The organism is Leptolyngbya sp. Cla-17 (assembly GCF_016807185.1).
GTDB lineage: Bacteria > Cyanobacteriota > Cyanobacteriia > Leptolyngbyales > Leptolyngbyaceae > ULC077BIN1.
Genome location: NZ_JAEVYN010000001.1, coordinates 1612224 through 1631648, shown reverse-complemented (window position 1 = coordinate 1631648; position 19425 = coordinate 1612224). Strand labels below are relative to the sequence as shown.

Annotated in this window: 19 protein-coding genes; 9 read left to right on the top strand and 10 right to left on the bottom strand. The window is 46.5% G+C overall.

Going from position 1 to position 19425, the window contains the following annotated elements:
• Positions 1–26: 26 nt before the first annotated feature.
• On the top strand, positions 27–2615 hold the full coding sequence (acnB, locus tag JOY44_RS07325) for a bifunctional aconitate hydratase 2/2-methylisocitrate dehydratase (protein WP_171572977.1): 2589 nt from the start codon (positions 27–29) through the stop codon (positions 2613–2615).
• 73 nt (positions 2616–2688) lie between these two features.
• Here the strand turns inward: acnB and JOY44_RS07320 are convergent, their stop codons facing one another.
• The 3 genes from JOY44_RS07320 to JOY44_RS07310 form a co-directional block, all read right to left on the bottom strand.
• The gene (locus tag JOY44_RS07320; RefSeq protein ID WP_171572976.1) at positions 2689–3078 is read right to left on the bottom strand and encodes a hypothetical protein; all 390 of its coding nucleotides are present in this window, start codon (positions 3076–3078) and stop codon (positions 2689–2691) included.
• Between the two features lie 65 nt (positions 3079–3143).
• Positions 3144–3524 carry a cupin domain-containing protein gene (locus tag JOY44_RS07315; protein WP_171572975.1) on the bottom strand — a complete coding sequence of 127 codons (381 nt, stop codon included), beginning with the start codon at positions 3522–3524 and terminating at the stop codon, positions 3144–3146.
• Positions 3525–3903: 379 nt separating this feature from the next.
• Positions 3904–5166 (bottom strand): TetR/AcrR family transcriptional regulator, encoded by a 1263-nt coding sequence (locus JOY44_RS07310; RefSeq protein WP_242541725.1) that lies wholly within the window; start codon positions 5164–5166, stop codon positions 3904–3906.
• A 145-nt stretch (positions 5167–5311) separates the two neighbouring features.
• On the opposite strand from JOY44_RS07310, the gene JOY44_RS07305 reads away from it, so the two are divergent.
• Complete coding sequence (locus JOY44_RS07305; protein ID WP_171572974.1) at positions 5312–6154, top strand: acyl-CoA desaturase; 843 nt, start codon at positions 5312–5314, stop codon at positions 6152–6154.
• Here the strand turns inward: JOY44_RS07305 and JOY44_RS07300 are convergent.
• The 4 genes from JOY44_RS07300 to JOY44_RS07285 all read right to left on the bottom strand — a co-directional run bounded on the left by JOY44_RS07300 (position 6151) and on the right by JOY44_RS07285 (position 11194).
• The gene (locus JOY44_RS07300) at positions 6151–6687 is read right to left on the bottom strand and encodes a GNAT family N-acetyltransferase (protein ID WP_207211159.1); all 537 of its coding nucleotides are present in this window, start codon (positions 6685–6687) and stop codon (positions 6151–6153) included. The genes JOY44_RS07305 and JOY44_RS07300 overlap by 4 nt on opposite strands.
• 278 nt (positions 6688–6965) lie before the next feature.
• The gene (locus JOY44_RS07295) at positions 6966–7202 is read right to left on the bottom strand and encodes a hypothetical protein (RefSeq protein WP_171573759.1); all 237 of its coding nucleotides are present in this window, start codon (positions 7200–7202) and stop codon (positions 6966–6968) included.
• Positions 7203–7361: 159 nt separating this feature from the next.
• A complete protein-coding gene (locus JOY44_RS07290) occupies positions 7362–9188 on the bottom strand; it encodes a sensor histidine kinase (RefSeq protein WP_197985035.1) in 1827 nt (608 codons plus the stop codon).
• Positions 9185–11194: a PAS domain-containing sensor histidine kinase gene (locus JOY44_RS07285; RefSeq protein ID WP_171572972.1), complete on the bottom strand. Its 2010-nt coding sequence runs from the start codon at positions 11192–11194 to the stop codon at positions 9185–9187. Before JOY44_RS07285 ends, JOY44_RS07290 begins: the two co-directional genes overlap by 4 nt.
• Before the next feature lie 385 nt (positions 11195–11579).
• Between JOY44_RS07285 and JOY44_RS07280 the strand changes: the two genes are divergently transcribed.
• The 5 genes from JOY44_RS07280 (at position 11580) to JOY44_RS07260 (ending at position 14783) form a co-directional block, all read left to right on the top strand.
• A complete protein-coding gene (locus JOY44_RS07280; protein ID WP_171572971.1) occupies positions 11580–12293 on the top strand; it encodes a response regulator in 714 nt (237 codons plus the stop codon).
• Positions 12294–12395: 102 nt separating this feature from the next.
• Complete coding sequence (locus JOY44_RS32795; protein WP_415881107.1) at positions 12396–12482, top strand: LuxR C-terminal-related transcriptional regulator; 87 nt, start codon at positions 12396–12398, stop codon at positions 12480–12482.
• A 266-nt stretch (positions 12483–12748) separates the two neighbouring features.
• Positions 12749–12931 carry a CsbD family protein gene (locus JOY44_RS07270; protein WP_171572970.1) on the top strand — a complete coding sequence of 61 codons (183 nt, stop codon included), beginning with the start codon at positions 12749–12751 and terminating at the stop codon, positions 12929–12931.
• Positions 12932–13172: 241 nt separating this feature from the next.
• Positions 13173–13520, top strand: coding sequence for a hypothetical protein (locus JOY44_RS07265; protein WP_171572969.1), 348 nt, complete (start codon positions 13173–13175; stop codon positions 13518–13520).
• 147 nt (positions 13521–13667) lie between these two features.
• Positions 13668–14783: an AI-2E family transporter gene (locus JOY44_RS07260; RefSeq protein WP_197985033.1), complete on the top strand. Its 1116-nt coding sequence runs from the start codon at positions 13668–13670 to the stop codon at positions 14781–14783.
• A gap of 4 nt (positions 14784–14787) precedes the next feature.
• On the opposite strand, the gene JOY44_RS07255 is transcribed toward JOY44_RS07260, so the two are convergent.
• Both JOY44_RS07255 and JOY44_RS07250 read right to left on the bottom strand, forming a co-directional pair.
• Entirely contained in the window at positions 14788–15999 is a 1212-nt protein-coding gene (locus tag JOY44_RS07255) for a hybrid sensor histidine kinase/response regulator (protein WP_171572968.1), read from the bottom strand.
• 59 nt (positions 16000–16058) lie between these two features.
• The gene (locus JOY44_RS07250; RefSeq protein ID WP_245404905.1) at positions 16059–16478 is read right to left on the bottom strand and encodes a response regulator; all 420 of its coding nucleotides are present in this window, start codon (positions 16476–16478) and stop codon (positions 16059–16061) included.
• A 545-nt stretch (positions 16479–17023) separates the two neighbouring features.
• Here JOY44_RS07250 and JOY44_RS07245 point away from each other — a divergent pair.
• On the top strand, positions 17024–17614 hold the full coding sequence (locus JOY44_RS07245) for a hypothetical protein (protein ID WP_171572966.1): 591 nt from the start codon (positions 17024–17026) through the stop codon (positions 17612–17614).
• Positions 17615–17716: 102 nt separating this feature from the next.
• Positions 17717–18262, top strand: a complete 546-nt coding sequence (locus JOY44_RS07240; RefSeq protein ID WP_171572965.1) for a Dps family protein — start codon at positions 17717–17719, stop codon at positions 18260–18262.
• 131 nt (positions 18263–18393) lie between these two features.
• Here the strand turns inward: JOY44_RS07240 and JOY44_RS07235 are convergent, their stop codons facing one another.
• Positions 18394–19344, bottom strand: coding sequence for a F0F1 ATP synthase subunit gamma (locus tag JOY44_RS07235; RefSeq protein WP_171572964.1), 951 nt, complete (start codon positions 19342–19344; stop codon positions 18394–18396).
• Positions 19345–19425: the final 81 nt, after the last annotated feature.

The window sequence follows — 19425 nt, the reverse complement described above, 5'->3', positions numbered from 1 at the left end:
TCGCGGTCACTTTCTCAGAGATTTTTATGCTTGAATCCTATCGTAATCATGTTGCCGAACGCGCTGCTCTGGGCATTCCACCCTTGCCATTGAGCGCTCAACAAATGTCTGAGCTGGGTGAATTATTGAAAAATCCGCCTGTGGGTGAAGAAACCTTTCTATGGGAACTGTTGCGCGATCGCGTTCCCCCTGGTGTGGATCAAGCGGCTTATGTGAAAGCGGGGTTTTTGACCGCGATCGCCAAAGGCGACATCACTAGTCCACTTGTTTCCCCAAGAGCTGCCGTAGAACTGCTGGGCACCATGATGGGGGGCTACAATGTTCATGCTCTAATTGATCTGCTCAAATCGCCGAATGCTGAGCTTGCATCCGCCGCCGTTGCTGCTCTCAGCAAAACCATGCTTGTCTATGATGCCTTTCACGACATTCAAGAACTGGCTAGCAGCAACGCCAACGCCAAGCAAGTGATGGACTCTTGGGCAAACGCTGACTGGTTCACTAGCCGTCCCAAACTGCCAGAATCCATCACAGTCACGGTCTTCAAGGTTCCCGGCGAAACCAACACCGATGACTTGTCTCCCGCGCCTCACGCCACTAGCCGTCCCGATATTCCCCTCCACGCCCTAGTGATGCTGGAAACACGGCAGCCCGGTTCCCTGGAAACCATTGTGGAACTGAAGAAAAAAGGACACCCCGTTGCGTATGTGGGCGATGTGGTGGGCACGGGTTCCTCCCGCAAATCTGCCATTAACTCTGTGCTGTGGTACATCGGCAACGATATTCCCTGCGTGCCCAACAAGCGCACGGGTGGCTATATCCTTGGCAGTAAAATCGCGCCCATTTTCTTCAACACAGCGGAAGATTCCGGTGCCCTGCCAATCGAGTGCGATGTCACCAAACTCGAAACGGGCGACGTGATCACGATCCATCCCTACAAAGGCGAAATCACCAGCGAAGCAGGCGAGGTTCTTTCCACTTTCACCCTCAAGCCCGACACAATTTTGGATGAAGTGAGGGCAGGCGGACGGATTCCTTTGTTGATTGGGCGCACTCTGACGGATAAAACTCGCGCCGTGTTGGGTTTGTCACCTAGCCCGGTGTTTGCTCGTCCCACGGTGCCCACCGACACAGGCAAAGGGTTCACCTTGGCGCAGAAAATGGTTGGCAAAGCTTGCGGTCTAGTTGGCGTGCGACCCGGCACCTATTGTGAGCCGCTAATGACTACCGTGGGTTCCCAAGACACAACCGGACCGATGACCCGCGACGAGCTAAAAGAACTGGCGTGTCTAGGTTTTGGAGCAGATTTAGTGATGCAGAGCTTCTGCCACACGGCTGCCTATCCCAAGCCCGTAGACATTAAAACTCATCACGACTTGCCCGACTTTATGCACGAGCGCGGCGGCGTTGCCCTGAGACCGGGCGATGGCATCATCCACTCCTGGTTGAACCGGATGTTAATGCCGGATACCGTGGGCACGGGTGGCGATTCCCATACCCGTTTCCCCCTGGGAATTTCCTTCCCGGCTGGCTCTGGCTTAGTGGCGTTTGCGGCGGCGTTGGGCGTGATGCCGCTGGATATGCCGGAATCCGTGCTGGTGCGGTTCAAAGGCACCCTGCAACCGGGTGTGACATTGCGGGATGTGGTGAATGCGATTCCCTATGCCGCCATGCAGCGAGGATTGCTAACGACGACCAAAGAGAACAAGCAAAATGTGTTCTCTGGGCGAATTATGGAAATGGAAGGATTGCCCGATCTGAAGTTGGAGCAGGCATTTGAACTGACAGATGCCACAGCCGAGAGATCGTGTGCAGGTTCCACTATCAAGCTAAGTGTGGAAACGGTGGCAGAGTATTTGCGATCGAATGTGGCGCTACTCAAAAACATGGTGGCGCGAGGCTACGGCGATGCGAGAACTATTCTGCGGCGAGTTGCCCAAATGGAACAATGGTTAGCCAATCCCAGTCTGATGGAGGCTGATCCTGATGCGGAATATGCTGAAATCATTGAAGTCGATCTGGATCAAATCAAGGAACCGATTGTGGCGGCTCCTAATGATCCTGACAACATCAAACTGATGACTGAATGTGCGGGTGATCCCATCCATGAAGTATTTATCGGCTCTTGCATGACTAATATTGGGCATTATCGTGCCGCTGCGAAAGTATTGGAAGGTGCAGGAACCGTGAAGGTGCGCCTGTGGATTTGTCCCCCCACCCGCATGGATGAACAACAACTGCGAGAAGAAGGCTACTACGGCATTTTTGCGGCTTCCGGGGCGCGCACAGAAATGCCGGGATGTTCCCTTTGCATGGGGAATCAGGCACGAGTCGCCGACAATACGACGGTGTTTTCCACTTCAACGCGCAACTTCAACAACCGCATGGGCAAAGGCGCTCAGGTGTATCTCGGTTCGGCGGAATTGGCAGCGGTGTGCGCGCTGTTGGGTAAGATTCCCACAGTGGAAGAATACCTGGAGATTGTGACGAAGAAGATTGACCCGTTTGCTGCGGATCTATACCGCTACCTCAACTTCAATGAAATTTCTGGCTTTGAAGATGAAGGGCGGGTGCTAGCGAAAGAAGAGGAAGCGAAACTAACGGCAGCGGTTAGCTAACCACTTGTTTGGATGGATGAAGCGATCGCCCAAACACTAAGCGATCGCTTCATCCATTTAGCCATCAATAGTCTCAGGCAATTTTCTTCTTAGTTAATTTAATCGTTAGAACAATCGACAGAAACACACCGCAGCCAAATAACGCCACCAATGTTTCTTGGATATTGGGTGGTACGACCACAGCAAATCCCTGATCTTTGATCAAAGTAGAAAAGCTTGAAACACAGAATGGCATGAGATAAAGCCTAAAAGTTTGCCAATGATCTGTGTTGCGAGCCGCACTAGAAGAAACGCTGAGCAACAAGCCAGTGCCAATCACAACACTAATACCAATTGCGTTGATCCATACTTTCAATGAAGGATCAAAATGGAACCAGACGACTACAAAATACCAAATGAGGTAGCACCAGAGAATGGCTTTATCTAGCTTGATTTCATAAAAATATTGGATCAGCCGTTTCATATCTCAAAAATACTTAGGTTTTTTATCAGATTATTGGCTGAAAGGCAATCTAGTCGATTGAGTAGTCAGGAATGGAGAGCTAAAGAATCTTCTAATGAAACGAGTTGATAGCCTGCATCAGCAGGAGACACAACTGAAATAAAAACCAATGGTTCATCCCCATTGTTGAACACTCCATGCACACAGCCGATAGGGGCAATTACCACATCTCCAGCAGCGATCGCTTGTGTAGTGCCTACTTTATCCAGATAATACTCTCCATGCCCAGTCAAAATAGCCCAGGTATCCTGTCCGTGAGGATGGTTGTGCGCTGGGATTGTCTGCCCTGGCTTGATATGCCAAGCTACAACGACCGCATGACTAGACTCTGTAATCACTGACCGAATCGGCTCCCCGTCGGTCGGCTGAAAAAACTGAGAACTGTTGAATATCCGGGTGTCATTCATCTCTTTACATCCCTGTTGGAATAGAGCTATTCAGCAAACAGCATCTTCTTTCAAGATTTTTCAAAGTGTCATCCTCTCACTAATCACCTGAGGAAATTGTCACATTGATAACCTTATTTTTTAGGGGCGATCACGTCTTTTAGGCTCAAAATAAAACATAGCAACCCGTATTTTGCAAAAAGAGTAGCTGCATGGATAGTGAATTGATTCTGCCCGAAAACTGGCAAGACTGGCTGGTTGTGTTCAGCTACATTAGTTTTACTGCCTTCATCATCTGGCGAGTTTTAATCAGCAAATAGTGCATATAACTGGAGAGAGACTGATGGTGATGAGCAAATGAATCGGCAGTCGCGACAGATATTTTGGTTTGTGAAACGCCTTAGTTTTTTTGATCTAACCGAATCGCTTGCTCCAACGCCGTTTTTTCCTTAGCTCTTTGTGCGTAGGGTTGCAGAGTTGACTGATCACAACCCGTCAATAGTTGCAGATCATCCAGCCCAATCCCTCGCATCAACAGTTCCACACACCAGGTTTGTTGAGCTTGAGCGATCGCTGGAGGGTGCCCTTCCGGAGTTAGTAATCCGTTTGTCCAGGTTTGCCATCGCTGACGCAACTCCACCTCTAATAGGGGCTGGTCGTCATCACTCACAAATAACGATAGCTGACTATCTTTACGGCTTTTGAGCCATTGAGTTAACGGATTGCGCGTGTAGGAACCGTAGCGTTTACCCAAAATCCATTGATTAACCGGAACTTGGCGGGTTCCGTGTCCAACCTGCAACAGTTGTTGATTAGCATCGCTGATGTAATGTCTACGCTGCAACAAAATCACCTCTGATGAACTTAATCCAGCACCAAAAAAAACATACGCGATCGCATAGTCTTGCAAACTTGTTTTCTTAGCTTGCTGCAAAATGCTGTGAACTAAACTGACAGATAAATCGGATATGACTGAACTATCAGAAGACTCAAGTTTAGCTAAACGAACTGGACTCAAAGATCGTTGTGAGTCAGCAAAAGCACCATTTAGAAAAAGTATTACAACAGACTCTAAAAAATCTTCTCGATTGTGCCAAAGTTCATGGAACTCGCTGGTGAAATCGATTACGGCATATCCTAAAAGCAGTCCATTGAGTAAACTTGCTAGTTTTTCGGCAGGAAGATGAGTCTGCAAATGTCCTTGCTCAATGACCATTGCAAAATAATCAGCAACATAGCGATTGGCTTGAGTAAACCCTTTTCCCAAGGCTGCCCGATTTTCTGGGGGATACTGTCCGGCTTCGCCCACCACCGATCGCACGACGGCCGGAACGCTCTCTATTGCTTGCAAACAAGCTGTGGCATAGGCTTTAAGCGATTCATAAATGTCATTCAGGCTAGCTGTCTCACTGGCTTGCCGCACTAACGCCTGCCCAAACTGCTTGAACACCGCCGCCTCTTCAATTACGGCTAACAGCAGCCCATGTTTGTTGCCAAACTGGCGAAACAAGGTCACTTCATTCACCTCTGCAAGTTCAGCAATTTGCCTGGTCGTCGTTTCGGTCACGCCTTGGGTTGCAAATAGCTCAAGAGCAGATTGGATTAGCCGTTGTCGAGTAGATCGCTGATCAGCCATTGCATAGAATGCAAGTGACACTTGCACAAATTACTAAGGATTGTTACAATAGAAGAAATGTAAGTAACACTTGCATTTTCTCCAGTGTAAACGGTTTTTACAGGAGCGTCAGTTTTGCAAATTTGCGTCCGATCGCGCCCGTGTGAAAATCACTAAACTACAAGGATTATTGATGACTTCTACTTCAGTTAAGGCTACTCCTGTCGAGCAGTTGCCTCCTCTAGATTGGGTGAGCGTGGCGTTTTTCGGTGCAGTTCACGCGATCGCGCTCTTGTCTCCCTGGTTTTTCTCTTGGTCTGCCTTGGGCGTGACTCTCTTTCTGCATTGGCTGTTCGGCAGCATCGGCATTTGTTTAGGCTATCATCGCCTGTTGACCCATCGCAGCTTTCAAGTGCCCAAAGTTTTGGAGTATGCGATCGCTGTAATTGGCACCTTAGCCCTTCAAGGTGGACCGATTTTTTGGGTTGCTGGACATCGCCAACATCACCTGCACACGGAAGATAACGAAAAAGATCCCTATTCTGCAAACAAGGGCTTTTGGTGGAGTCACATGCTCTGGTTGTTCTACCCAATCAAGAAATTTTTTGACTACGAACAGTACAAACAATATGCACCAGAGCTGGCTCGTGATCCCTTCTACCGTGGGTTAAACACCTACTTCTTGCTGCTCCAGTTGCCTTTGGGAATCTTACTTTATCTAATGGGTGGCTGGTCTTTTGTGATTTACGGCGTGTTTCTTAGAGCTGTTTTGCTATGGCACAGCACTTGGCTGATCAATTCTGCTAGCCATATGACAGGCTATCGCAGCTTTGAATCGGACGACGACTCTCGTAATCTTTGGTGGGCGGCACTGTTGACTTATGGCGAAGGCTGGCACAATAACCATCATGCTGCTCCCAACGTGGCAAAAGCTGGGCTGAAATGGTGGGAAATTGACATGACTTGGTGGGCAATTCAAGGCTTAAGAAAGTTGGGCTTAGCCAAGCGAGTCATTCTGCCAACCCACGACTCCTAAAATGCCAATCCAGGTAAGTAAGCCTCTGACGTGAACCAGTTCTGGTTTGTCAGAGGCTTTACCATTGCTTTAGAAGATTCAAAATAGGGCTTGCCCTCGCTATCCACAGCATCGTGAAATAGGTTCGTCACTTGGTGATAGCCACTGGAAGCATAAATTTTAGGGTTACCAAATAAAACCGCATACTCAACCCGTTGAGATAGTAGCCAGACATCAATCGCTGCCAGGATTTGCTTAGCATACCCGTTGCCGCGATGATCGGGATGCACACACACCTCGGCGATACCGCCAATCGGATATTTTGCGTTGTCTACCACCACATACTTTTCGTGAACTGCAATATGGGCGATCGCCATTGCCGCCTCATCACGCATCAGCCACCGATGGCTAGGAGGCTCATGAAAATAGCGCCGCTCTTTGAACACAGCATCGCAAGGCTTGGTGAAGCAAAGGCAAAGCAACTTGCGAAGATCTTCATCTAGAAGCGCATCAACAGTGGCATCAGGCAAATATTCGATTGGCGGGATTGACATTATTTTCTGAGCAGGCTCACGCTTGATTGTCTTTGATGGAGCGATGAAGTAATCGGCAAGGCCAAAAAAATGCGCCACAGACACTAACAAAAGCGATAACAGCAACTTTGTGCCAATGTTTAGTTAAAGGCTCACTGGACTTGGATGAGACGTCCGTAGAACCTGACGGAGACTTAAAAGCCGAAGGCGATAGTTGACTCGCAGCATTAATCCCTTCGATCACGGCTCCAAAAAAATAAGCGCTTAGGGCAATGCTCAGCCAATGGTTCATAGTTGTACTAATGAGTAGTTTGCCCCAGCGATCGCCGTTCTTCAGCAATATCTCGAATTAGGGGTAGGCGCGACTCAATATAAGTATTAAGGCTATTCGTAGTGGGAGCGTCAATCACTTGCTGTGTGGCAAATTGATCCAGCAGTAAGTTCACCAGTGCAGAATCATCAAATTGCAGCAAAGTATTGACTTGAGTAGACTCGATTACAGCCCAAAGCTGCCGCATCATCTTGGCAGTGATCATCAGTCGTTGCCTTTTAAGAATTTCTTTATATTCACACAGTTTTTCCAATCAGTTATGGTTTGTTTTCCTAGCTTCATGAATCAACATGCAGTGATGATACATTTCGGTTTTGCTCAAGACATCCTACGGTTGGCATAGATACCTTCTTTTATAGTGAGCTTACTTCAGCCAGGTGAAATGAAAGGTGGCACCACTCCCTTCTTGAGAATCGATCCAAATGTTGCCCCCTTCAGCTTCAACAATTCTTTTAACAATCGCTAACCCGATCCCTGTGCTTTCTTTAGTGTCGCGGGCTTTTAGGGTTTGAAAAATGATAAAGACCTTATCGTAATAGGTAGAGGCAATACCGGGCCCGTCGTCTGCAACGGCAAACTTGTAAAACGCACCCTGATCTTCGACGGTGATGGTGATGTGCCCATTGGGGCGATCGTGATGCTTGATGGCATTACCAATTAAGTTGGCAAAAACTTGCCGCAGTAGCAGCACTTTGGTGGTGAAGGTGGGGAGGTTCGGCGCGATCGCGATCGTAAACGTCTCCGGGGGCGCAAGAGAATCGACGATTTCTTCTAGCAGGACTTGCACAGCAACTGGTTCTAGCGGGGCTTTGGCGCGTCCCACACGGGAGTATTCCAGCAGTCCGTTAATTAACGCTTCCATCCGATGAACTCGTCCCCGCAACAGCACCATTTGGCGCTGATTTTCGGCACCGAGTTGCCCTTGCAGATCTTCTTCAATCCATTCAGACAGATTGGCGATCGCCCGCAAAGGTGCCTTTAGATCATGAGAAGCGACATAGGCAAACTGTTCCAATTCCCGGTTGCGGTCTTCCAAAGTAATATTGGTTTGCGCCAAAATCGTTGTGATTCGGGTTAATTCGTCGGCGCGAGACTGGAGTTTTTCTTGAGTTGCCTGAACATCGGTCATATCGCGGATAATCGCAAGCAGGCGGCGATCGTCTAATTGCACATCACTCACCGAAATCGCGATTGGAAAGGTCGTTCCATCTTTGCGAATTCCTGAGGTTTGCCAGGCGTGTCCGGTTTGCACAGAGCTATCCATCGCGCTTTGCTGTGTAGTGGTGTGCCGATGACGGGTCAAAGATTGAGCCTCAACCAACAACCGCTCAACTTCACACCCAATCACCTCATCAGGCTGATAGCCAAACAGGGCAGAAGCCGTTGGATTAAAAGTTTCAATTTGGCTATCCTCATTGAGGATAAGCACTCCATCCACCACATTGGCGACGATCGCTTCTAGTAAAGATCGGCTTTCATGCAAGCGTGCTTCGCGTTCGCGCAACTCTCGATCCAGTTGGCTAAACAAATAAATAGCTGCAAAAAATCCCAACCCGCTAATTACGGCTGTGAGCCAGATGGCGGCAGAAGTCGCCTCCTGAATTTTTTCTCGCTGTTGCAGCAGATCCTTTTTGCGGAGTTGCTCCCTCTGCTGCATTTTGCCTACAGAAGCCCGCAAGGCATCCATGTTGGCTTTGTCTTGATAAAGCAACGTGTTGAGAGATAACGCGGTGCCAGATGGCTGAACATCGGTGGCATCAATCACCTGCCGCGACATCGCTAGATTACGCTGCACGAGTTGTTGAATAATGTTGACTTCTTCTAGTTGTCCAGGCTTTTTTTGCTGTAATTGTTGCAGTCGTGTGAGTGAGGGTTGATAGTGAACCAGGGATTGGCGATAAGGTTCTAGAAAGGCGCGATCGCGGGTCAATGCATAGCCCCGCACCCCGGTTTCTGCATTAATTTGTTCAAGCAGCAGTTGATTGCTTTCGTTAATCACTTCATCCGTTGATTCCATCTCTCGCCGGACAGCGTTTAAAACATCCCGCGACCACACCCAGGCAATCAGCGTGATCACCAAGCAAGTCGCGAGAATAGCAACCACGATCGCGCCTCGATCCCGAATCGGCAATCGCGACCAGCCCGCCCATGTCTTTTTGAATGAAGTATTTTGCATGGGTGGACGGCTCATGGTTCTGGGGCAGCATCTTGAGGCTGCTTGAGCCAAGTGAATCGAAAGGTAGTGCCTTGCCCAAGTTCGGATTCAACTCGAATCTGTCCGCCTTGGGCTTCAACAATTTTTTTGACAATCGATAAACCCACACCCGTGTTTTCTTTGGAATCGCGAGCGATCAAGGTCTGAAAAATGACGAAGATGCGATCGTGATAGTCGGCAGCAATGCCAGGTCCGTCATCTGTGACGGCAAATTCGTAAAAGGCTGCTTGCTCGGAGGCGGTGATGGTGATGCGACCATCGGGGCGATCGTGATGTTTGATAGCATTGCCAATTAGGTTCGCGAATACTTGACGCAACAGCAGTTGCCGCGCTGGCAGAGTGGGCAAATCAGAAGCAAGCGCGATCGTAAACGTAGCGGGTGGATCGAGAGAATCGATGACTTCTTCTAACAAGGCGCGGACGGAAACGGATTCGATCGCGGCTTGAGTCCGTCCCACACGGGAATAATCGAGTAATCCAGTAATCAAGGCTTCCATCCGCAGCACTCGTTTTCGCAAAAGCCTCAGTTGCTGCTGATTTTCTGCTGGCAGTTGCCCCTGCAAATCATCTTCAATCCACTCGGCAAGGTTGGAAATTGCCCTTAGCGGTGCCTTTAGATCGTGAGAGGCAATATGAGCGAACTGATCGAGTTCACGGTTGCGTTCTTCTAACAGGGTGGCAGTCTGAGCAAGTGTCCGGTTCAACTGCGCCATTTGAGAGGTCCGTTGTGCCACTCGAGCCTCTAGTTCGGCGTTCAGTTTATAAACTTCGGCTTCGGCTTGCTTTCGCTGAGTGATGTCGCGTCCTTCGGAGATCAGCAACACAACTTGTCCAGTTTCATCTCGTAAGGGTTTAATCGAAAAATCGCAGACCGCAGTTCTGTCGTCTACACCGGATAGCTTCACTTCGTATCGAATGAATTCTCCGGCTGCGGCACGAGCGATCGCCCCACGCAACTGCACTCGAATATCGTGAGACTCTCGCCACCAAGGAGTCTCCCAAAACATCTGCCCAATCACTTGTTCAGCCGTCACGCCGCCAAATTCTAAAGCTGTTTGATTTGCTTCAATGACTTTGCCATCGGGTTCGAGCAGCCCAACAAACTGAAACGTTTGGTCAAAAATGGCGCGAAACCGACGCTCTTTTTCTCTCAGTTTTTGCTCTGCTTGTAGGCGATTGGTAATGTCTTGCTGCACTGCCACTACTACCGAACCATATTCGGGATGCTCAAAAATAGACGTAGTGGCTTCACACCAGAACAGAGTCCTGTCTTTTCGGATGCTGTGAACGGTATAGGTTGCTTCACCGTTCTGTTCTACCTGCCGCAATAGGTCGTTGGCGATCGCTTCTACGGCTGGCAAATCTGGAGCATAGTTCAAGATTGAGAAGGGTTGCCCATTTAGTTCGGCTGGCTGATAGCCAAATAGTTGTTCAAACTTGGGGTTGGCATACACAATCACGCGATCGCTCAATCGCACCAGGCAGATCCCTTCTGCCATGTTGCGAGTAATCACAGTTTGCAGTTCCCGCTCTTGTTCTAGTTCGGTTTCTACGCGCCGCGCCTGACTGGAAGGAGTGCAGGTTCCTACCCATTTCGTCACGGCGTTTGCCTCATCTAAAATAGGGCGACCCTTCACCACAAATCGACGATGAGCGCTATCTGCTTGACGAAAGCGCAATTCTACTTCAAAGGCTTGTTCAGTGCTGATGGATTGTTGCCATTGCCGGAAGGCGATCGCGCGGTCAGCTGGATGAATGCGATCAAATAACTGCCACTCCAAGGAATCAGCGATCGCCACTCCCAGCATCTCTGACCAAGCATGATTAAGATAATTGATTGATCCATCAGCATTTGCAACCCACATCATCTGTGGTAGTGCATCCATTAGCTGCTCATACTGATTATGGAGATTCAATTCGGGCTGACATGAACTAGAAGCCGCCACACTCCATGATTCAGCAGAATTAGAAACTTCATTCATGAGGCAAACTCAGTCAAACGCAACCTTCTGCTGCAAAGTACTTGATCTTAATAGTTTCCAGAATGGATAAACCCAAAGATACAAAGTCAAAGTCTGCTTTGTCCTAACTGCTGATTTTTTGAGATAGGAACTTTATTTTTGCAAATATAAAACGCTATATGCCAAACTGCATATACCTAAGGGATGAATCTAGTAGATGAATCTGCTGATGGATTTCTTCAAATATCTCAGGGCTGGTGCACCTATTCAGTTAAACAAGAGGCTTAAACTCCTTACCTGACTTAGATCCGATGTCATTTGCGGAATTTTCATTAGGTTCCACATGGTGTGTGATTAGCAAATGGTGAGTCCCGAATAGTTAAACGTAAAGCGTTAATAAAAGACAATGGCTGATATTGGGATTGTGTTGATTGAAGATCACGACCTGACTCGGTTAGGCTTGCGAACTGCCTTGCAGCGGCAAGATAGAATTCAGGTTGTGGGTGAAGCAGGCAATGCAAAGCAAGGATTGATGTTGCTGCAAGATAAACAGCCTGATGTTGCCGTGGTGGACATTGGGTTGCCTGATATGGACGGCATTGAACTAACCCGCCAGTTCAAACAATTTCAAATAGATACCAACAGTTTTTCAACTCGAATCTTGATTCTGACCATGTATGACAGTGAGGAATCGGTATTAGCAGCCTTTGGGGCTGGAGCCAATTCTTACTGCATGAAAGATGTCAACATTGACCAATTAGTAGAAGCAATCCACGCGACATCGGATGGCAATTCTTGGATTGATCCAACGATCGCAAATATTGTGCTGCGTCAAATGCGTAAACCGATCGCGGTTGACCCAACCCAACCCAAAATGATCACCATCGAAGCCGTTGAACCTGCTTACGAAGAGATTTTGGATAACGTGCAATTGACCGATCGCGAACTAGAGATTTTGCAGTTAATTGTGGAAGGTCAGAGCAACAACGCGATCGGCGAAACCTTGTTTATTTCTCTAGGCACCGTCAAAACCCATGTCCGCAATATTCTCAGCAAGCTCTGTGCGGATGATCGCACCCAAGCAGCCGTCCTGGCTTTGCGATCGGGCTTAATCAGTTAACAGCCTTGTGTGTCCACAAAGAAGGCTTATCTACAAAGGAGGCATTGATCCTGACCACTTTTAATAACATTGACTCTTAGAGAGCAAGAGATTTTGCAGTTAATGGGTACGGGTGCCAGCAATCAAGAAATTGCTAAAGCGCTTTACATTTCAGAAAAAACGGTGCGGAATATGTTACCAATTTTTTGAGCCAATTGGGGCTGCGCGATCGCACTCAAGCTGCTACTGGTATTCAATCTCGTTCATTGCAAAACAATTGACTATCAGCAATTTTCTTGAGTTGCAGAGCGTAGTCATGAGCTTTTTTAATTATTCCCAGACAAATTTTTCTTGCTGATAAACACACCTTTGGATAGAGGGATAAAGTGCATTTCAAATCTATATTAGTAGATGTCAAGAAGATACACGATTCTACCTCTTGCACACATAACAAAAATAACAAAAAGGATAAAATTATGAGCGCTGAAGATAGATTGAAAGCTGTTGCAAAAAACATTGAAGGTAAGGCTCAAGAACTTTCTGGTAAAGTTACGGGCAATCCTGAAGACGAAGCTGCTGGAAAAGCAAAGCAAGGTGAGTCTAAAGTCAGACACACTGTTGAAAATGTAAAAGATGACGTCAAAAAAGCAATTGACTAGTGATTTTTAATAATCACCTCAGGTAGCTGTCATGAACTTGAAATGACATAAAAGCACCCATAAAGCCTGAACATCTAGATGTTCAGGCTTTTTTATAGCGTCTGCCATTTGAGAATTACTTCCTCACTCAAAAGATTGGGGAAGAGGCAATTTAATTGGTACTTACGATAGATGAGTTACTTCAGTAATCGGCTATAAGCTGTTACCAATTCATAACTATTGCATTTGGATATTACTAATTATGACAAATCAAAACGCTGATTCTAATACTTATGATCGGGGTATTGTTCCCGCAGAAACCGCTGCTCGGATGGAGCGCGAAGGTGGCAATTACAAGGAGCTACCTGAAGAAGAAGGAAAAGAAAGTTTAGATACTACAGGTGGCTTTACAGTTGATCAGGAAGGTCTGTTGAACAACTACGCGATCGAGCCTGAAATGTATTATGAAGTGCCGGGTGATGCAAAACAAGCAGAAGAGGAAGACTTGCGCGCTCGCGCTCAAGAGTTAAAAGAAGTCAACGAAACCAACGAAGATGGCAAGCTGACTGGCGATCATGACTCTCGCGGCAGAGGTCCTGGAGTCATCTAAAACAGAAATTAGTTGAGTAAGTTTAGGAGCATCTGAACGATCAGATGCTCTTTTTGTTGAATTCTTTAAAAATAGGGGGGTTAGGGTATTCACAAACTGAACTTTGGAGGAATATAGGAGAGATTACTTCATCTTATTTTGATTCCTGTGTCTTCTCTGCAAAGCATTCTCATTACATGGTCTCTAGTGCTTGTAGCTGGATGGTTAACCACTCAAGCTCTGAGCTATGTAGGTGGGCTGATTAGTATTTTACTAACTGCTGCCTTGATTGCCTTCTTACTGAATTATCCTGTCAACGCGCTGAAAAACCTACTGCCTCGGACAGTCGCCGCAGTCATTGTTTATTTAGCCAGCGTCTTAGTTGTTGTATTGCTGTTAATTACTTTATTGCCACCCGTAATTAATCAGGGCGTGCAATTTATCACAGGTTTTCCAAACCTATTAGCCCAAGCCCAAGATAAATTGACAGGCTTTCAGGTGTGGAGCGATGAACACAGCTTACCGATTAATATTCAGCTCCTTACCTCTCAGGTTTTAAATCGTAGTCAGGCGATCGCCGAATCTACCGCAACAAAGGGGGTTAGCCTAGTTTTAGGCACCGTTAATCGCTTTGTGGATTTCATCTTGATTTTGGTGATTTCGTTTTACATGCTGATTGATGGCGATCGCCTGTGGAAAGCATTTACTTCTGTTTTCACACCCATTATTCAGCAAGAACTGACTGTCAGCTTACGAACAAACCTACAGCGTTTTGGCACTGGACAACTACTTCTAGGAACGTTCATGGCAGCTACATTAACGGTTGCTTTTTGGGTTCTACAAGTGCCTTTTTTCCTATTGTTTGCGATGTTCATTGGAGTGATGGAAGTAATTCCATTTGTGGGTGCAACTCTAGGCATTGGCGCAGTTGTTCTGGTTGTCTTATTTATTGATTGGTGGTTAGCACTAAAAGTTTTAATGGTTTCTCTAATCGTGCAACAAGTGAAAGATAACGTGATTACACCCAAGTTAATGGGCGAATTAACTGGGTTGTCACCTGTATTTATTTTTATTTCCTTGCTGTTAGGAGCCAAAATTGGTGGGCTGCTAGGCATTATCCTAGCGATTCCGTTTACGGGCGTGGTCAAAAGTTTTGTAGAAGTTATTTCTAAGCCAACTTCGCCACCTCAAACGGGATCGTTTTTTCAGAATCCTCTTACGCTCAAAGACACTAGTAATGCTTTGGTGGTAAACCAAGAAATCGTCACGTCTCAGAAAATTTAGTAGTTTACAGCGGAGAGCTAGGAGAGGTCTCTACGTCGTCATCAATAGCGGCGCAAGACTCAGTCCCAATTTCATGGGCACTTGGCAAACAGACAGTAAAAATACTGCCTTTTCCTGGCTCAGATTGGGCTGCGATCGCACCTTGGTGAGCTTCGACAATACGCCGAGAAAGATAAAGACCTAGGCCACTACCCGAGCGCTTGCTTTCTCCCTGACGAAATCGCTCAAACAAGCTCTCTTGGTCTTCCAGGGAAATTCCAGAGCCAGTGTCTTTTACCTGAACCATGACCCATGGAGTATCCAACAAAGTGTGCTGAGGATCACCGCCACTGGAGCCAGTGACATATAAATCAATTGAGCCTGTATCAGTAAACTTAATCGCATTGCCAATTAGGTTTGCAAATAAGCGACGCAGTTCTAAACAGTCGCCCACCACGGTCATCAGGTGCCCAGTTCCCTCTGAGTCAATGTGTAGGGTCATCGATAAGCCTTTTTCTTCAGCTAACGGCGTTAGCTCTGTGACGATCGCTTTTAGAATCGGCTGCAAATCGCAGGGGAAAAAGCTAAGAGTCTTATGCCCTGCATCATGACGATACACTTCCAGAATAGAGTTGACCATGTGCAGCAGACTCTGATTGCTGTGAACCATCATGGCGATCGCCTCCATCATATCAGGCGAAATTTCACCAAACGCTTCTTGTTTAAACAGGGTCAACATGCGATCGGCAGCAACTAAAGGCGTACGCAGATCATGAGTCAATCGGTAAACAAAATCTTCCCGTTGGCGAGATAGCTGCTCCTGCTCTTGCTTTGCCGCCTCTGCCTCCTGCTCCAAACGGTAAAGCCGGACAGCATTTCGTAAAATGCGAGACAAGCGGTCAGGCGATACTTTAGATTTAGGCAAATAGTCTGTTGCCCCTGCTTTCATCAGATCTACTGCAATCTGCTCATCTCCCTGACCCGTGAGCACAATAATGGGAGTACGCACATTGTCGTGCCGCAACTCTTCTATCAGAGATAGTCCATCGCGGTCAGGTAAACGATAATCCAAAAAGATGCAGTCAAAGTCAATTTTTTTTAATTCAGCGATCGCAGTACTACAATCCACCGCCTCAGAAAGCGACATCTCGACTTCAGCCATTGTCAGAGAGCGACGCACTGCCATCCGATCAACCGCATCATCGTCAACCACTAGAATTTTTAAAGTTTCTTCCATAAAAAACAAGACATTTTTTATTAGCGAACATCTATCAGACTGAAATCTCAATAGGATCACTAGCTAGGCAATTCGCATAATGCCCAATACTTATTTAAAGTTGCCATTAACTCTGCGAAGTTAGCAAACGTGACAGGTTTCAAAATATATCCTGCCACGTTGAGATTATATGCCTCAATTCGATCGAGATCCTGATTGGATGTTGTCAGCACGACTACAGGAGTCGATCGCAATTTGTCGTCTGCACGCAGCTCTTGCAGGAACTCCAATCCACCCATGCGGGGCATATTTAGATCAAGCAAAATCAGCCTGCGAGTCATGGGTAGCATTGGTACTACGTGGGATTCTCCCCGAAGCATTGCAAGTGCATCAAGCCCATTACCGGCAATGTACAGGGGATTGGTGATATTGTTTCGCTTAAATGCGCGCTGCACGTTCATCACATCCACTTCATCATCCTCAACTAAGAGGATATTCATCAGTCTGTCTTCCATTGCTAGCTATGAATAACGTAGTTTATTAAGAACTTGTTACACAGGTTACATTTATTCTACGTATTGATTTAAACCTTATTCCTCACCCTAGAGGAAGAAACCTAATTCTATATAGGCATAAATCTACATGCCTAACTCGAGTTAGCCTTATCAACAGTTTTTATAGAACCGTTGCTTTAAGCATTCTCTTAATATCGGAATCGACCGCTGATGATACGCCCATATCAGGATGTCAATTTATTGGCAAGGAATTAACAGCTTGTGAAAAGCTAGAGATGAGGCGTGATGGAAAAAACAGTCTTGTTTTAAGTTGATGTCCTGTTTAGGTGGCTCTTATTCTACTTCGCGTTTCCTAAACAGGTGTCTCTGCAATTAAAAATTTCTAATTGCTTGACATTGTGGGTTGCTAAAACTAATAGTCATGAAATTTGCCACTTATTGTCACATCTTATACCATGTATCCTCTATGTTCGTGTTGGATGCTTTTAGAGAGCAGTCTGTGCAACTAAGAAACGCCTCAGTGTGTGACTATGACCTCCCCCACAAACCGCTATCGTCCGATTCTTCGCCTGAATGATCTGCTTCACCCCATTCAGCAACGTGAACGGGCAATCGAATTTTCAACCCTAGATGAACCGATTGGTCCCTATCCAAACTATTCAAGACTGTGGGCATCTTCTCGAATACCAGCATTGTTTCTTACAAAAGCGCCCCGTTCTACCACTCGGCTGAGTGAAGATGTCTATTTTGTGTTGATTAAACAGCGCATTACCTGGATGATTCACACTTGGGTGCAAACAGCTAGAGCCAGTTTGGCTGAGACTCAAAGAATGCTAGAAACAAAACTCAACTGCTGTGAAACTCATCCTGTTGATACCCCTACCTTGGATAAAGATGTAGATGGACAGTCAAGTGAGCAGGTTTCCTCATCAAAGCAGTGGCGAGACGATTGGGCTGAAACTCTGATTACCACCAGCGATCGCTTTTCAGAAATGCTCTCTTTACAAGGTGTTAAGTTTCCAGTTCAATCATTCGACAAAAGCCATCCGGAATTTAAGGATTTTCTAAACCTGCATCAGGAAGTAGATTTGGAAGCTTGGCTAGATCTTTTGTACTCCTAGGCAAAGAGAAATATAGACGCGATCGCAATCCCCTCCTTTGGATGGATGATATTCCTTTATAAAATTGGTGAACTGATGGATAGAGTTAATCATTGAGAATCTATGCGCAAGCTAAATATCGGTCTCACAGATAAAGAACGCCAAGGCGTGATCGACTTGCTAAATAGCAGTCTATCGAATGTGTATTTGCTACTGATTAAAACTAAAAAATATCATTGGGACGTGGTTGGTCCTCAGTTCCGCACCCTCCATATGCTGTTAGATGAGCAATACCAAATCCTATCCACTGCAACCGATAGCCTTGCAGAACGGGTTCGGATCTTAGGCGGCTTCCCCGCAGGTACAGCCGCAGAATTTATTCAGCTAGCTTCCATTGAGGAACGCCCTGGCGTGATTCCAAACGCAACAGAAATGGTGTCAAAGTTAGTAGACGACCATGAAACAATCATCCGTAGCCTGCGGGAGCAAATTGACCAGTGCGGTGATGATTTTCACGATCAAGGGACAGCAGATTTCTTGACTGGTTTCATGGAGCAGCATGAAGAAATGGCGTGGATGTTGCGTTCCTTCATTGAAGGGGAATCCGTTACTCCTGATGGAAAGCAGCCAGAGTCTGCAAAAGTTCCAGTTTCAGCAGGCACAAACTAGTCTGAAGTCACTTTTTGTATAACAGAAGATTCGACGGTAGCTTACCATTAAGCAAAATCATCATTAATAAGAAAGGTGCCTGAAATTTAGTTTTAGGCACCTTTTTTAGATTTCTAACCTACAGATCTGAGTTACTTAAGTGCTTCAGCTCCGCCAACTACCTCAAGAATTTCTTGGGTAATAGCAGCTTGGCGTGCTTTATTGTAAGAGCGGGTAAGGGTATTAATCAGTTGTTTCGCATTGTCACTCGCGCTACTCATCGCTGTCATTCGAGCCGATAGCTCACTTGCAGCAGACTCTTGTAGAGCGCGCAATAGTTGGTTATTAAGATAGAGAGGAAGAAGAGTCTCTAAAATTTGTACAGGCTCTTGCTCAAAGATCATGTCTCTTGGAAACTCTCGATTAGTTGTGTCAACCTGTTCACGCGATACTTCAAACTGCCCACCACGGCTTGTGAGGCGAAAGATTTCATCCTCTGGATCTTCAAAGCCTTGTGGATCGAGAGGAAGTAGGGTTTGAATGACAGGGCGAGAACTAATTAGAGAGACAAACCGAGTGTAAATTAGCTCAACTCGATCAACGGTTTCAGATAGAAACAGCTCCAGTAGCACATCAGCAATCTGAGATGATTCTGATGCGGTGGGTACTTGCTCTAAGCCGGTGAAAGTTTCTGCAATAGGCTGTTCTCGACGTTGGAAGTATTGAGTTGCCTTCCGACCAATTAACACGAGCTTGTAGTCTAGCCCTTCTGCTTTCAGTTCTTTAATCCGGTTCTCAGCCCGCCGAATAACGTTGCCATTATAGCCACCACAAAGACCACGATCGCCTGTGACCACCAGCAACCCAACAGTTTTTACAGTTCTTTTTTGCAGCAGCGGCAAGCTAGTGTCGTTTTGAAACTTCAATCGGGCTTGCAAACCATAGAGCACTTGGGCTAGCCGATCAGCGAAGGGACGAGTAGCAAGCACTTGCTCTTGAGCGCGGCGCACTTTTGCTGCTGCCACCAGTCGCATGGCTTCTGTAATTTTTTTAGTGTTTTTGACTGACTTGATGCGATCGCGAATGATTTTAAGATTTGCCATAACTTTGAGAAGTTTTGAATTGTAAATTGCGATTGAATTACTCAGAGCAATTAAAGAATTGAGGCATGAGTTCCAAACAGT